Annotated in this window: 12 protein-coding genes and 1 other annotated feature; of the genes, 6 read left to right on the top strand and 6 right to left on the bottom strand. The window is 54.0% G+C overall.

Annotated features, from left to right (window positions below):
* Nucleotides 1-5 precede the first annotated feature (5 nt).
* Genes trpCF through QNN86_RS18280 form a run of 3 tightly spaced genes read right to left on the bottom strand, consistent with a single transcriptional unit; the run spans nt 6 to nt 4,525 of the window.
* Nucleotides 6-1,367, bottom strand: coding sequence for a bifunctional indole-3-glycerol-phosphate synthase TrpC/phosphoribosylanthranilate isomerase TrpF (gene trpCF / locus QNN86_RS18290; protein WP_279278026.1), 1,362 nt, complete (start codon nt 1,365-1,367; stop codon nt 6-8).
* The gene (trpD, locus tag QNN86_RS18285) at nt 1,368-2,963 is read right to left on the bottom strand and encodes a bifunctional anthranilate synthase glutamate amidotransferase component TrpG/anthranilate phosphoribosyltransferase TrpD (RefSeq protein ID WP_096756814.1); all 1,596 of its coding nucleotides are present in this window, start codon (nt 2,961-2,963) and stop codon (nt 1,368-1,370) included. It abuts the gene before it with no gap.
* Nucleotides 2,963-4,525: an anthranilate synthase component 1 gene (locus tag QNN86_RS18280; protein WP_115258316.1), complete on the bottom strand. Its 1,563-nt coding sequence runs from the start codon at nt 4,523-4,525 to the stop codon at nt 2,963-2,965. The genes trpD and QNN86_RS18280 overlap by 1 nt, the downstream gene beginning before the upstream one ends.
* Nucleotides 4,526-4,548: 23 nt before the next feature.
* Nucleotides 4,549-4,643: a sequence feature (Trp leader region), on the bottom strand.
* A gap of 160 nt (nt 4,644-4,803) precedes the next feature.
* Here QNN86_RS18280 and rnm point away from each other — a divergent pair.
* From rnm to rluB, 3 genes are all read left to right on the top strand, one after another.
* Nucleotides 4,804-5,682, top strand: a complete 879-nt coding sequence (rnm, locus tag QNN86_RS18275) for an RNase RNM (protein WP_115258317.1) — start codon at nt 4,804-4,806, stop codon at nt 5,680-5,682.
* Entirely contained in the window at nt 5,679-6,299 is a 621-nt protein-coding gene (locus QNN86_RS18270; protein WP_096756817.1) for an L-threonylcarbamoyladenylate synthase, read from the top strand. Before rnm ends, QNN86_RS18270 begins: the two co-directional genes overlap by 4 nt.
* Nucleotides 6,300-6,399: 100 nt before the next feature.
* A complete protein-coding gene (gene rluB, locus QNN86_RS18265) occupies nt 6,400-7,275 on the top strand; it encodes a 23S rRNA pseudouridine(2605) synthase RluB (protein WP_096756818.1) in 876 nt (291 codons plus the stop codon).
* Nucleotides 7,276-7,358: 83 nt separating this feature from the next.
* Here rluB and cobO read toward each other — a convergent pair whose 3' ends face one another.
* Nucleotides 7,359-7,949 (bottom strand): cob(I)yrinic acid a,c-diamide adenosyltransferase, encoded by a 591-nt coding sequence (gene cobO, locus QNN86_RS18260; protein WP_096756819.1) that lies wholly within the window; start codon nt 7,947-7,949, stop codon nt 7,359-7,361.
* On the bottom strand, nt 7,946-8,707 hold the full coding sequence (locus QNN86_RS18255) for a YciK family oxidoreductase (protein WP_414212064.1): 762 nt from the start codon (nt 8,705-8,707) through the stop codon (nt 7,946-7,948). The genes cobO and QNN86_RS18255 overlap by 4 nt, the downstream gene beginning before the upstream one ends.
* A gap of 221 nt (nt 8,708-8,928) precedes the next feature.
* Between QNN86_RS18255 and sohB the strand changes: the two genes are divergently transcribed.
* Entirely contained in the window at nt 8,929-9,975 is a 1,047-nt protein-coding gene (sohB, locus tag QNN86_RS18250; protein WP_414212062.1) for a protease SohB, read from the top strand.
* Nucleotides 9,976-10,083: 108 nt separating this feature from the next.
* Here sohB and QNN86_RS18245 read toward each other — a convergent pair whose 3' ends face one another.
* The gene (locus tag QNN86_RS18245; RefSeq protein WP_003020616.1) at nt 10,084-10,335 is read right to left on the bottom strand and encodes a YciN family protein; all 252 of its coding nucleotides are present in this window, start codon (nt 10,333-10,335) and stop codon (nt 10,084-10,086) included.
* A 399-nt stretch (nt 10,336-10,734) separates the two neighbouring features.
* On the opposite strand from QNN86_RS18245, the gene topA reads away from it, so the two are divergent.
* Together topA and cysB are read left to right on the top strand one after the other, a co-directional pair.
* The gene (topA, locus tag QNN86_RS18240; RefSeq protein WP_117342889.1) at nt 10,735-13,332 is read left to right on the top strand and encodes a type I DNA topoisomerase; all 2,598 of its coding nucleotides are present in this window, start codon (nt 10,735-10,737) and stop codon (nt 13,330-13,332) included.
* Between the two features lie 195 nt (nt 13,333-13,527).
* The gene (gene cysB, locus QNN86_RS18235) at nt 13,528-14,502 is read left to right on the top strand and encodes an HTH-type transcriptional regulator CysB (protein WP_115258322.1); all 975 of its coding nucleotides are present in this window, start codon (nt 13,528-13,530) and stop codon (nt 14,500-14,502) included.
* Nucleotides 14,503-14,656 lie beyond the last annotated feature (154 nt).

Here is a 14,656-nt window from a genome sequence, read left to right as displayed (position 1 = left end):
TTTCCTTAATATGCGCGCAGTGTTTGAAAGACCGAGGCCAGCAGACGCGCATCTTTGATGCCCGGCTGTGACTCTACGCCAGAATTGAAATCGAGACCGGCACAGCCGGTTTTAGCCGCGTCGACGCAGTTATCTGCACCGAGTCCGCCAGCCAGTAAAACGTTATCCAGTGATTGCCCACCCAACAGGGACCAGTCAAAACGCTGTCCGCTGCCGCCCTGGCCGTTGTCGAAAACGTATCTATCAACATGCTGATAGCTGCGGACGGGCAGTGACTCGCCCACGCTCAGCGCCTTCCAGATTTGCACCTGTTGCGGTAATGCCGCACGCAGCGTATCGATATAAGTCTGATCTTCGTTCCCGTGCAGTTGCACTGCTGTCAGTGATAAATGCCCGACGGTGGCGCACACGTCATCAATGTTGCTGTCGCGAAACACGCCAACGTACTGCAGCGGCGCACCTGTCATGACCTCACGAGCCTGCTCAATATTGACTGCACGTGGTGATGAAGGAACAAAAATCAGGCCGCCATAAATTGCGCCGGATTCATACGCCGAGTGGGCATCCTGCGCGCGGGTCAGGCCGCAGACTTTATTTTCGCCGAGCAGCACGCGACGCACCGCTGCATGCAGATCCTGATGCGACATCAGCGCGGAGCCAATCAGGAAACCGTTGGCGAAGTGGCTGAGTTCGCGCACCTGGCCGTAGGTATTAATGCCGGACTCGCTGATGACGGTCACGCCATGGCCCAGTCGCGGTGCCAGTTGGCGGGTGCGATTGAGGTCAATCGACAGGTCACGCAGGTCGCGGTTGTTAATACCCACGACTTTTGCGCCGAGCGCAATGGCACGTTCCAGCTCGTCTTCGTTGCTGACTTCGGTCAGTACGCCCATCTTCAGGCTGTGGGCGACGGCGGCAAGCTGACGGTATTGTTCGTCATCCAGCACGGACAGCATCAGCAAACAGGCGTCAGCCTGGTAATGACGGGCCAGGTAAATCTGGTAAGGATCGATAATAAAGTCTTTACACAGAATCGGCTGTGGTGCGATGCGGCTGACGATGGGCAGGAAATCAAAGCTTCCCTGGAAATATTTCTCGTCGGTCAGCACAGAAATCGCCGAGGCATAATGTTTATACACACCCGCAATATGTGCCGGGTCAAAGTCATCACGGATCACGCCTTTTGACGGAGAGGCTTTTTTGCACTCCAGAATAAACGCGGTCCGCGCGCCTTGCAGCGCATCATAAAAATGTCGCGAGCTTGGCTGAACATCATTTTGAAAGCTGGCCAGCGGTTGTTGCTGTTTGCGGGCTTCTACCCAAATCGCCTTGTCTGCGACAATTTTCGCTAAAACGGTTTGCATCATTTACCCTCTTGCTGCCAGGGCGGTGACCCGGTCATAGGCCGCACCGCTACGCAGGACATTAATCACGATTTGTGCGTTGGCTTTTAAATCTTCTTCGCCGTGCAGGCGCATTAACATGGCGACATTCGCTGCCACGGCGGCCTCGTGCGCGGCTTCACCTTTACCTTGTAACAAGCGACTGAGAATGTCACGGTTTTCTTCCGGCGTGCCGCCCGCCAGCTGTTCCTGGTGATATGGCGTCAGGCCAAAGTCGTCTGCCGTTAGCTGATAGCTCTTGATTTCGCCGTCATGCAATTCGGCCACAATGGTCGGTGCATGCAGCGAAACTTCATCCATTCCGCCGCTGTGTACCACGGCAGCACGCTGATATCCCAGCACGCGCAGGGTTTCGGCAATGGGCAGTACCAGTTCCGGGCTGTAGACGCCGATCAGCGCCAGTGGCGGATGCGCAGGGTTAATCAGCGGCCCGAGCACGTTAAACAGCGTGCGGGTTTTGAGCTGCTGGCGAACCGGCATGGCGTGACGAAAACCGGTGTGATATTTCGGCGCAAACAGGAAACACACGCCCAGTTCGTCAAGCGCCAGGCGCGACTTGTCAGCATTCATATCCAGGTTGATGCCAAAGGCCGCCAGCAGATCCGACGATCCCGATTTACTGGAGACGCTACGGTTACCGTGCTTCGCTACCTTTAACCCACAGGCCGCGGCGACAAACGCGCTGGCGGTGGAAATGTTGATGCTGTTGCTGCCGTCACCGCCGGTCCCCACAATGTCAGCAAACAGATAGTCCGGACGCGGGAACGGCGCGGCGTTCTCCAGCAGGGCCGTCGCCGCCCCGGCAATTTCATTCGGATGCTCACCGCGCACTTTCATGCTGACCAGTGCGGCAGCCAGCTGCTCCGGCTTCAGTTCACCGCGCACGACCGCAGAGAACAATTGGTGGCTCTCCTGCTGGGACAGCGTCTGGGCCTGATACAGTTTTTCGAGAATAGGCTGCAGCGTGTTGGTTTGTTCAAGCTTCTGCTGTGCCCAGGCCAGCGTTTGCTCCAGCAGACGCGCGCCCTGAGTGGTGAGAATGGATTCCGGATGGAACTGGAATCCGCACACGCGGTCGGTGTCGTGGCGAACCGCCATCACCATGCCGTTGAAGTGGGCGTTAATGGTTAAGCCCGCCGGTACATTGCTGCCAACCAGTGAATGGTAGCGCGCCACCGGCAGGGGATTAGCCAGACCGGCGAACATTTCCTGGCCGTCGTGTTCAATACTGGAGGCTTTGCCGTGCAGGATTTCGCCTGCCTGACCCACATACCCGCCGTAGGCTTCGACAATTGCCTGATGCCCAAGACAAATCCCGATAATCGGCAATTTGCCGCGCAGGCGAGTCAACAACTCCGGCATGCAGCCGGCTTCGCTTGGCGCGCCCGGACCTGGCGAAAGCATCAGTACCGGGTTTTTCATGGTCGCTAAGCGATCAATTAAGGTCTGCGCCGGGATATGGTTACGGTAAATCACCACGTTATGGCCGTTGGTGCGCAGCTGATCTGCCAGGTTATAGGTAAAGGAGTCGATGTTATCGAGCAGCAGAATATCAGCCATTAGAAAATCTCCTGTGCGTGGTGTGCGGTGGCGATAGCACGCAGAACCGCACGCGCTTTATTACGGGTTTCATCGGCTTCAGACTGCGGTACAGAATCCAGAACAATCCCGGCACCGGCCTGCACGGTGGCGATACCGTCTTCCACCAGGGCAGAACGGATCACAATGCAGGTATCCAGATCGCCGTGGGCGGTGAAGTAACCGACCGCGCCGCCATAGCTACCGCGGCGGCGACCTTCAGCCTCGGCGATAAGCTGCATGGCGCGCACTTTCGGCGCACCGCTCAGCGTGCCCATGTTCATACAGGCACGGTAAGCATGCAGGACGTCCAAATCGTGACGCAGCTCGCCGACCACGCGGGAGACCAGGTGCATCACGAAGGAATAGCGGTCGACTTTGGTCAGGTCAGCCACGTATCGACTGCCCGGCGTACAGATACGCGCCAGGTCATTACGTGCCAGATCCACCAGCATCAGGTGCTCGGAAAGTTCTTTATGGTCAGTGCGCATTTCCAGCTCAATACGGCTGTCGAGATCGCGGTCCAGCGAGCCGTCTGCCCGACGACCGCGTGGGCGAGTCCCGGCAATGGGGTAGATCTCAATCTGGCGGCTGGTGGCGTCGTATTTCAGCGAACTTTCCGGCGAGGCGCCGAACAACGTGAAATCGTTATCCTGCATAAAGAACATGTACGGGCTGGGATTGCTCTTTTTCAGAACATAATAGGCAGCAAGTGGTGACGGGCAGGGCAGTGAAAAACGGCGGGAAGGCACTACCTGGAAAATCTCACCGGCACGAATGGCTTTTTGCAAACCGCGCACGACGGTACCGAACTCTTCATCGCTCTGATTACACTCGCAGCGCATTTCTGGTACTTCAATAACGGGCAGCGGCGGCGCGGGTTCGGTTAATTGCTGGCTCAACTGCGCCAGTCGGTGGGCCAGACGCTGTTTTTCTTCCTCGCAGGGCGTGAACACGCTGGCCTGAATACGGGTGCTTTTTTTCTGGTGGTCAATGACCATCAGGGTTTCGGCCAGGTAGAAGCAGTAATCAGGGCAGCGGTTGCCGGCTTCAAGCTGGGGTAAATCTTCGAATCCAGCGACCAGATCGTAGGAAAACAGACCGCCGAAGAACATGGCTTCACGCTCCTGCTCCGGCACATTAACCAGTTCCTGCATTAAACGGAACGTGTCAAAGACCGACAGGGAACATAAGCGGGCATCTTCATCCAGCAGTGGGCTGACGGCCGGAAAACGCAACTGGCGGGCATTCGGCTGTTGTTGGTTTTCAACACCAGTTGGCAAGGCGGCATCCAGCAACGGGAGCAGGGAGGCACCATTCGCCGACAACGCCTGAATGGTAACGGTGTCACCTAAGGCGGTAATACGCAGCGCGCTGTCGACCAACAGCAGACTCTTCAGGTCGTCCTTGCTGTCGATATCGGCGGATTCCAGTAACAATGTAGCCGGGCGCGCGCCGCAGACCTGATGAAACAGCTCGGTCGGGTTGTTACGGTAGGCGGCGTCACAGGCCAGCAGTTCGAGTGTCGGTTTTTGTGTTTGCATCGTTATTCTCATTAATTTTGTTCAAAAAAAAGCCCGCTTAGTTGGCGGGCCGGGTATCTGGTTGCATATTGCAGACGTAAGACACTGCCCGAAATCAGGAAGTGCGCCACCCACCGTGCAGGACATATGTTGCTTTCATCTCAGATACCTTCTTTCTTCAAGTGAACTTGCGTACTAGTTAACTAGTTCAATGGAATAAAGTCAACACCTGATTTCAGTAAAATTGCCGAAAACGCTATGATGGGCGTGAGACGACATTTATTGAAACGGGAGCCGCCTTGAGCGACACGAATTACGCAGTGATTTACGACCTGCACAGTCATACAACGGCGTCCGATGGACGATTGACACCTGAAGCATTGGTACACCGTGCGGTAGAGATGCGAGTCGGGACACTGGCGATCACCGATCATGACACCACGGCAGCGATTCCGGCGGCAAGAGAAGAAATTTCACGTTCAGGTTTAGCGTTGAAGTTGATAGCGGGCGTTGAAATTTCCACGGTCTGGGAAAACCACGAGATCCATATCGTCGGCCTGAATATCGATATCGACCACCCCATGATGCGTGCGTTTCTGGCAGAACAAACCGCGCGTCGTCAGCTGCGTGCGCAGCTAATTGCTGAGCGACTGGACAAAGCACATATCCCGGGCGCGTGGGAAGGCGCGTTACGTCTGGCTGACGGCGGGGCCGTCACGAGAGGCCATTTTGCGCGTTTCCTGGTTGAGAGTGGCAAAGCCACGACCATGGCTGACGTGTTTAAAAAATACCTTGCCCGCGGGAAAACCGGTTACGTTCCGCCACAGTGGTGTACAATAGAACAAGCTATTGATGTCATTCATCATTCTGGCGGTAAGGCGGTGCTGGCTCATCCTGGTCGGTACGATCTTAGCGCTAAGTGGCTGAAAAGACTGGTTGCCTGGTTTGCCGAACATCATGGTGATGCGATGGAAGTGGCACAGTGTCAACAGTCTCCCAATGAGCGTACCCATCTGGCGACTCTGGCGCGTCAGCATCAGCTGTGGGCATCACAAGGGTCTGATTTTCATCAGCCGTGCCCGTGGATTGAATTGGGTCGTAAGCTCTGGTTGCCCGCAGGCGTTGAAGGCGTCTGGCAGCTTTGGGAACAGCCCGAGACCACTGAGAGGAAAGTATGAGTCAGTTTTTTTATATCCATCCTGATAACCCACAGCAACGCCTGATCAATCAGGCCGTTGAAATTGTGCGTAAAGGTGGGGTGATCGTTTATCCCACCGATTCCGGCTATGCGTTGGGCTGTAAAATCGAAGACAAAGGGGCGATGGAGCGTATTTGCCGTATCCGTCATCTGCCTGATGGACACAACTTCACGTTGATGTGCCGTGACCTGTCCGAACTGTCGACCTATTCGTTCGTGGACAACGTTGCTTTTCGTTTAATTAAAAACAATACACCGGGCAACTACACCTTCATCCTGAAAGGGACGAAAGAAGTGCCGCGCCGGTTGCTGCAGGAAAAACGTAAAACCATCGGTCTGCGCGTACCGTCCAATCCGATTGCGCTGGCGTTGCTGGAAGCGTTGGGCGAGCCTATGCTCTCCACTTCGCTGATGCTGCCAGGTAGCGAATTTACCGAGTCCGATCCGGAAGAGATTAAAGATCGTCTGGAGAAGCAGGTGGATTTGATTATCCACGGCGGGTATCTCGGTCAGCAGCCCACCACGGTTATCGATTTAACCGATGACTCGCCGGTGGTGTTGCGTGAAGGCGTCGGCGACGTTAAACCTTTCTTATAAGGGCGCAACTCGGTATACTACGCGGCCTTAAAATGGCGCTAACTGGCGCCGTTGATTCTCCTGTTCGACGCCTGTGAAGGCGACACCTAAAGGAAGCTCTATGAGCGAAAAGTTACAAAAAGTGCTGGCGCGCGCTGGCCACGGTTCTCGCCGTGAAATTGAAACCATTATTGCAGCAGGTCGCGTGAGCGTTGACGGCAAAATTGCCACGCTTGGCGATCGCGTTGACGTAACACCGGGTCTGAAAATCCGTATCGACGGTCATCTGATTTCGGTGAAAGAATCTGCGGAACAAATCTGCCGCGTTCTGGCGTATTACAAGCCGGAAGGTGAATTGTGTACCCGTAACGACCCGGAAGGTCGTCCGACCGTCTTTGACCGTCTACCAAAACTGCGCGATGCGCGCTGGATTGCGGTGGGTCGTCTGGACGTGAATACCTGTGGTTTACTGCTGTTCACCACCGATGGTGAACTGGCGAACCGTTTGATGCACCCGAGCCGTGAAGTTGAGCGTGAATACGCGGTGCGTGTGTTTGGCCAGGTGGATGAAACGAAACTGCGTGACCTGAGCCGTGGCGTGCAACTGGAAGATGGTCCGGCCGCATTTAAAACCATCAAGTTCAGCGGTGGTGAAGGGATTAACCAGTGGTATAACGTCACCCTGACCGAAGGGCGTAACCGCGAAGTGCGTCGCCTGTGGGAAGCCGTTGGCGTGCAGGTGAGCCGTTTGATCCGCGTACGTTACGGTGATATTCCGCTGCCGAAAGGTCTGCCGCGTGGTGGCTGGACGGAGCTTGACCTCGCCCAGACAAACTATCTGCGTCAACTGGTGGAACTGCAGCCGGAAACCAGCTCGAAGGTTGCTGTTGAGAAAGACCGTCGTCGCATGAAGGCGAACCAGATCCGCCGTGCAGTTAAACGTCACACCCAGGTCGGCGGTAGCCGTCGTCCGGGCGGTCGTAACAACAACGGTTAATCATGAGTAGGCCTGATAAGCAAAGCGCCATCAGGCGTTAGCGTGGAGCCGGATGCGGCGCAAACGCCTTATCCGGCCTACACTCAATAATCGATCCCTATTTGGGCTTTCACCCCCGCCTCAAAGGCGTGCTTGACCGGGCGCAACTCGCTGACCGTATCAGCTAATTCCAGAATATCGCGATGGCATCCTCGACCAGTGATAATCACCGTCTGGTGAGAAGGGCGCGCGCTTAAGGCGTCGAGCACCTCTTCCAGCGGTAGATAGTCATACGCCACCATGTACGTCAACTCATCCAGCACCACCATATCCAGCTCAGGATCGGCCAGCATCCGTTTACCGTGCTCCCACACGGCCAGACAGGCAGCGGTGTCAGAATCTCGGTTTTGCGTCTCCCAGGTAAATCCTGTCGCCATGACCTGAAACTCCACGCCGTGGGGTTCCAGTAAGTTTCGTTCGCCGTTGGGCCACGTGCCTTTAATGAACTGCACCACGCCGACTTTTTTACCGTGACCGACCGCGCGCGTGGCGGTACCAAATGCGGCGGTGGTTTTCCCTTTACCGTTGCCGGTAAAGACGATGATGATACCGCGCTCGTCCTTTGCGGCGGCAACGCGTGCGTCAACACGGTCTTTTACGCGCTGCTGGCGCTGCTGATAGCGTTCTTCACTCATTGGGCAATTCCTGGTTTACGGCCCGGTTGGGCGTCGAAGGTCATACCGGTTTTACGCCGGCTGTCGTCGCCCATCAGCCACAGGTACAGCGGCATAATGTCGGCGGGTGTTTTTAATTTTTGTGGATCTTCTGTCGGGAATGCGCTGGCACGCATGCCGGTACGCGTGCCGCCAGGATTAATACAGTTTACGCGTAAATGATGGTTTTGATACTCGTCTGCCAGCACCTGCATCATGCCTTCGATGGCAAACTTCGAGGTTGAATAGGCCCCCCAGTTGGCGCGTCCCTGACGACCAACGCTGGATGAGGTAAAGACCAACGATCCAGAATCAGACTTAAGCAACAAAGGGAGCAGCGCCTGGGTCAGCATAAAGGTGGCATTGACGTTTACCTGCATGACCTCCTGCCAGACCTGCGGAGTTTGTTCGATCATCGGGCCGATTTCACCCAGTAACCCGGCATTATGCAACACGCCATCCAGACGCGGGTAATGGGCGTTGATTCGCTGCGCCAGTTCATGGCACTCAGTGGAAGTACAGGTCAGCAGATCCAGCGTAAACCACTGTGCGGGCGCGCCGTTTTCTGCGGCAACGGCCTGGGCGACCTGACGAAGTTTTTCTTCATTGCGCCCGAGCAGAATCACGGTTGCACCGTAGCGGGCATAGGTCAGCGCAGCTTCTCGACCGATGCCATCGCTGGCTCCGGTGACCAGAATAATGCGATCCTGTAACAGATCTTGTTTGGGTTGGTAATGCACGGTTACTCCTCAGCGACGCTCTGGCCATCCCGTTTTCTATAACTTGTCGGTTTTATGCCTTAAACCCTGCTATTTTTCAATCAGCCAAAGGTAATAACACCGTAAAATGAACACTTTGTCATGCTTTTTACCGATTACCATGCGGATGGATGAAGCAAGACGGGTTAACACACCTGTTGTACACTGAGCGAAAGTTGCGTTGTTTAACCAAGGTGGGATTCGTGGAATTGTTGTCTGAATATGGGCTGTTTTTGGCAAAAATCGTCACAGTGGTAGTGGCGATTGCGGTGATTGTTATGCTGATCGTCAATGCGACACAACGCAAGCGTCAGCGCGGTGAACTCCGGGTCATTAATCTCAGTGAACAATATAAAGAGATGAAAGAAGACTTGGCGATGTCTTTACTGGACAGCCACCAACAAAAGCTCTGGCATAAAGCGCAGAAAAAAAAGCACAAGCTGGAAGCGAAGGCGGCCAAAGCCAAAGCAAAATTGGGAGAGAATACATCATCGGGTAAACCGCGTGTCTGGGTGCTTGATTTTAAAGGCAGTATGGATGCCCATGAAGTCAGCGCGCTGCGTGAAGAGGTGACGGCGGTACTGGCGGTAGTAAAACCACAAGATCAGGTGGTTATTCGCCTGGAAAGCCCCGGTGGTGTGGTGCATGGCTATGGGCTGGCGGCATCACAATTGCAGCGTCTGCGCGATAAGCAGATCCCATTAACGGTGACGGTCGATAAAGTTGCCGCCAGCGGCGGATACATGATGGCCTGCGTGGCAGATAAAATTGTTTCGGCACCGTTTGCTATTGTGGGCTCAATTGGCGTGGTGGCGCAGATCCCTAACTTTAACCGTTTCCTGAAAGGCAAAGACATTGATATTGAGTTGCACACTGCCGGGCAATACAAACGGACGTTGACGCTGCTTGGTGAGAATACGGAAGAGGGGCGGCAGAAATTCCGCGAGGATCTGAACGAAACGCACCATCTGTTTAAAGATTTTGTGCACCGCATGCGTCCGACTCTGGACATTGAACAGGTTGCCACCGGGGAACACTGGTTTGGTCAACAGGCGCTGGAAAACGGGCTGGTGGATGAGATCAATACCAGCGATGAGGTGATCCTGAGTTTGATGGATGGCCGCGAAGTGCTTAACGTGCGCTATCTGCAGCGTAAAAAATTGATGGACCGCTTCACCGGCAGCGCGGCTGAAAGCGCCGACCGCTTACTGTTGCGCTGGTGGCAGCGTGGGCAAAAACCCCTGATGTAACATTGTCATTGCCGGATGGCGATGCTAAAGCATCTTACCCGGCCTACAGGATCGTAGCATCGTAGGCCGGATAAGGCGGAGCCGCCATCCGGCAAATCATTTCTTGAATTAATCGATCAGGTGATACTTTTCAGAAAGGACATGCGCCAGGTGTTTAAACATATTAAACACCGCGGTGCTTTTGGGCGTAGGAAGCCCTTGCTCATCTAAAAAGTAATCTCCGCTGAAAACCAGCACGCCATTACGCTGTGTGACGCCGGTGGCGACAATCCCCGCCAGCGTGTCCTCATGCTCACGAATGATTTTGTTGGCTTCAATCAGCAGAGTTTCGCGATCGATGGGTTGAGTGTCTTTATGCATTATTTACTCCTTAAACAAGGACATTAGTCTACGCCGAGCCCGCCTTATGGGCAAATATTCCCTGATAAAAGAGCGGGTCTTACGATAGTGTGCCTACTGGCGAGATTTGTTTTTGCATGCTAATAAAGTTGCGTAACGCATTTTATCAGGTACAGTGTGACGCTTTCGTCAATCTGGCAACAGATTTGCTTGACATTCGACCAATATTCCGTCGTGCTTTAGCGAATTCGTGAAAAAAATCCTGTTAACTCAGTTAGATGGGAGTTACATTACGAACCCGTGACCGGTACCAGGGTTGATATCCGCCGACGCAGAGACCATATCGATGTCTCGTCGCCAGTGGAAGGTGAATCAACGCGCGACGCATTCCTGGAAGAATCAAATTAGGTAAAGGTGAATATGGGTAAAGCTCTTGTCATCGTTGAGTCCCCGGCAAAAGCCAAAACGATCAACAAATATCTGGGTAATGACTACGTGGTGAAATCCAGCGTCGGTCATATCCGTGATTTGCCGACCAGTGGCTCAGCAACTAAAAAGAGCGCCGACTCAACCGCCACCAAAACGGCTAAAAAGCCCAAAAAGGATGAACGTGGCGCTCTCGTCAACCGTATGGGGGTTGACCCGTGGCACAACTGGGATGCGCGCTATGAAGTGCTGCCCGGTAAAGAGAAGGTCGTCTCTGAACTGAAACAACTGGCTGAAAAAGCCGACCACATCTATCTCGCAACCGACCTTGACCGCGAAGGGGAAGCCATTGCATGGCACCTGCGGGAAGTGATCGGGGGCGATGACACCCGCTACAGTCGCGTGGTGTTTAATGAAATTACCAAAAATGCCATTCAGCAGGCGTTTGAAAAGCCGGGCGAACTGAACATCGACCGTGTCAATGCGCAACAGGCGCGCCGCTTTATGGACCGCGTTGTGGGCTATATGGTGTCGCCGCTGCTGTGGAAAAAGATTGCTCGTGGCCTGTCTGCCGGTCGCGTACAGTCGGTCGCCGTGCGCCTGGTTGTAGAGCGTGAACGTGAGATCAAGGCATTCGTTCCGGAAGAATTCTGGGAAATAGATGCCAGCACCACGACGCCTTCCGGTGACGCGCTGCCACTGGAAGTCACGCACCACAACGAGAAGCCGTTCCGTCCGGTTAACCGCGAACAGACACTTGCTGCGGTAAGCCTGCTGGAAAAAGCACGTTACAGCGTGCTGGAGCGTGAAGATAAGCCGACCAGCAGCAAACCTGGCGCGCCGTTCATCACCTCTACGTTGCAACAGGCTGCCAGCACCCGTTTGGGCTTTGGCGTGAAGAAAACCATGATGATGGCACAACGCTTGTATGAAGCGGGCTACATCACCTATATGCGTACTGACTCAACCAACCTGAGCCAGGATGCGGTTTCTATGGTCCGCGATTACATCGGCGAAAACTTTGGTAAAAAGTATTTGCCGGAGAGCGCAAACCAGTACGCCAGTAAAGAAAACTCGCAGGAAGCGCACGAAGCCATCCGTCCTTCAGACGTCGCCGTACTGGCTGAATCGCTGAAAGATATGGAAGCGGACGCGCAAAAACTGTATCAGCTGATCTGGCGTCAGTTTGTCGCCTGTCAGATGACGCCAGCTAAATATGACTCCACCACGCTGACCGTTGGCGCAGGTGATTACCGCCTGAAGGCGCGCGGTCGTATTCTGCGGTTTGATGGCTGGACTAAGGTCATGCCAGCCCTGCGTAAAGGCGATGAAGATCGTATCTTACCGGCGGTGGATAAAGGCGATGTGCTGACATTGGTTGAACTGACCCCCGCGCAGCACTTTACCAAACCGCCTGCGCGCTTCAGCGAAGCGTCACTGGTTAAAGAGCTTGAAAAGCGCGGTATCGGTCGTCCATCTACCTATGCGTCGATCATCTCTACGATTCAGGATCGCGGCTATGTCCGTGTTGAGAACCGTCGTTTCTACGCAGAAAAAATGGGTGAAATCGTCACCGACCGCCTGGAAGAAAACTTCCGCGAATTGATGAACTACGATTTCACCGCGCAGATGGAAAACAGTCTCGACCAGGTGGCGAAGCACGAAGCCGAATGGAAGGGCGTGCTCGACAACTTCTTCAGTGATTTTACTCAGCAACTCGATAAAGCTGAGAAAGACCCTGAAGAGGGCGGTATGCGTCCAAACCAGATGGTTCTGACCAGCATCGACTGTCCAACCTGTAGTCGTCAGATGGGTATCCGTACCGCCAGTACCGGTGTCTTCCTCGGTTGTTCCGGTTACGCGCTGCCACCAAAAGAGCGCTGCAAAACCACCATTAACCTGGTGCCGGAAAACGAAGTGCTGAACGTGCTGGAAGGCGATGACGCGGAAACTAACGCGTTACGCGCGAAGCGCCGTTGCCAGAAGTGCGGCACGGCGATGGACAGCTATCTCATCGATCCAAAACGTAAGCTGCATGTGTGTGGTAACAACCCAACCTGCGACGGTTACGAAATCGAAGAAGGTGAGTTCCGCATCAAGGGCTACGACGGTCCGATCGTCGAGTGCGAGAAATGTGGTTCTGAAATGCACCTGAAAATGGGGCGTTTCGGTAAATACATGGCGTGTACTAACGACGAGTGTAAAAACACCCGTAAGATCTTGCGTAATGGCGAAGTTGCGCCACCGAAGGAAGATCCGGTTCCGCTGCCGGAATTGCCGTGTGAAAAATCGGACGCGTATTTCGTGTTACGTGATGGCGCAGCAGGTATCTTCCTGGCGGCGAATACCTTCCCGAAATCGCGTGAGACGCGTGCGCCGTTAGTGGAAGAGCTGTACCGCTTCCGCGATCGTCTGCCGGAAAAACTGCGCTACCTTGCCGATGCGCCGCAGACCGATCCGGATGGCAACAAAGCGATGGTGCGTTTTAGCCGTAAAACCAAGCAGCAGTATGTGTCTGCCGAGAAAGACGGTAAGGCGACCGGCTGGTCTGCATTCTTTGTTGACGGTAAATGGGTAGAAGGCAAGAAGTAACAGCCCGACAGTTTGACATCGCCTTAAAGGGTCGCGTAAGCGGCCCTTTTTTATAGGTGACGGTATCTATACAGCTCTGATTAAAATGATATAGTGGTTATAGTTAACAAACTTTTTATTATTAAATCGTATTAGCAGCGCGATTCAGCCTGCTCATAAACGATGGTCTGATGCCGCTAATCTGGATGGTCTAACATGAAATTACAGCAACTTCGCTATATTGTTGAGGTGGTTAACCACAACCTTAATGTCTCCTCAACGGCCGAAGGGCTCTATACCTCTCAACCGGGTATCAGTAAGCAAGTTCGTATGCTGGAAGACGAACTGGGTATCCAGATTTTTGCCCGTAGCGGTAAACACCTTACGCAGGTTACCCCGGCAGGGCAGGAAGTCATTCGTATTGCGCGCGAAGTTCTGTCTAAGGTAGATGCCATTAAGTCGGTTGCCGGTGAACATACCTGGCCGGACAAAGGCTCGCTGTATATTGCGACCACCCACACCCAGGCGCGCTATGCGCTGCCTAACGTGATTAAAGGCTTTATTGAGCGTTATCCTCGCGTCTCTTTGCATATGCATCAGGGCTCGCCGACCCAAATTGCGGAAGCCGTGTCGAAAGGCAACGCAGATTTTGCCATTGCAACCGAAGCGCTGCACCTGTACGACGATCTGGTGATGCTGCCGTGCTACCACTGGAATCGTTCGATTGTTGTCACGCCGGACCATCCGCTGGCGGGTAAATCCTCCGTGTCGATTGAAGAACTGGCGCAATACCCGCTGGTGACGTACACCTTTGGCTTTACCGGACGTTCAGAACTCGACACCGCGTTTAACCGCGCGGGTCTGGAGCCGCGTATTGTCTTTACTGCGACCGACGCGGATGTTATTAAAACCTATGTGCGACTCGGACTGGGTGTGGGCGTGATTGCCAGCATGGCGGTCGATCCGATTTCCGATCCGGATTTGGTACGGGTTGATGCGCATGATGTCTTTAGTCATAGCACCACCAAAATCGGTTTTCGTCGTAGTACGTTCCTGCGCAGTTACATGTATGATTTTATTCAGCGTTTTGCGCCGCATCTGACGCGCGATGTAGTGGATACGGCGGTCGCGTTACGTTCTAACGATGACATTGAAGCGATGTTTAAAGATATTAAATTGCCGGAAAAATAATAACGGGCCAGCGCTCGTCGGTATCTCAGTATGAAAAACGCTACCGACGGGCAAGTCTGAATTAGTTATATTAACCGCATATTATTTAAGGGGAATGTTCGCCAAAGTAGTTTTAAATTAGAAAATCTGCTCAAAACCCTGTCAAATATTTATA

It is taken from the genome of Citrobacter sp. C348 (assembly GCF_047467975.1).
Lineage (GTDB): Bacteria > Pseudomonadota > Gammaproteobacteria > Enterobacterales > Enterobacteriaceae > Citrobacter > Citrobacter gillenii.
This window is presented reverse-complemented; position numbering and strand designations above follow the sequence as displayed.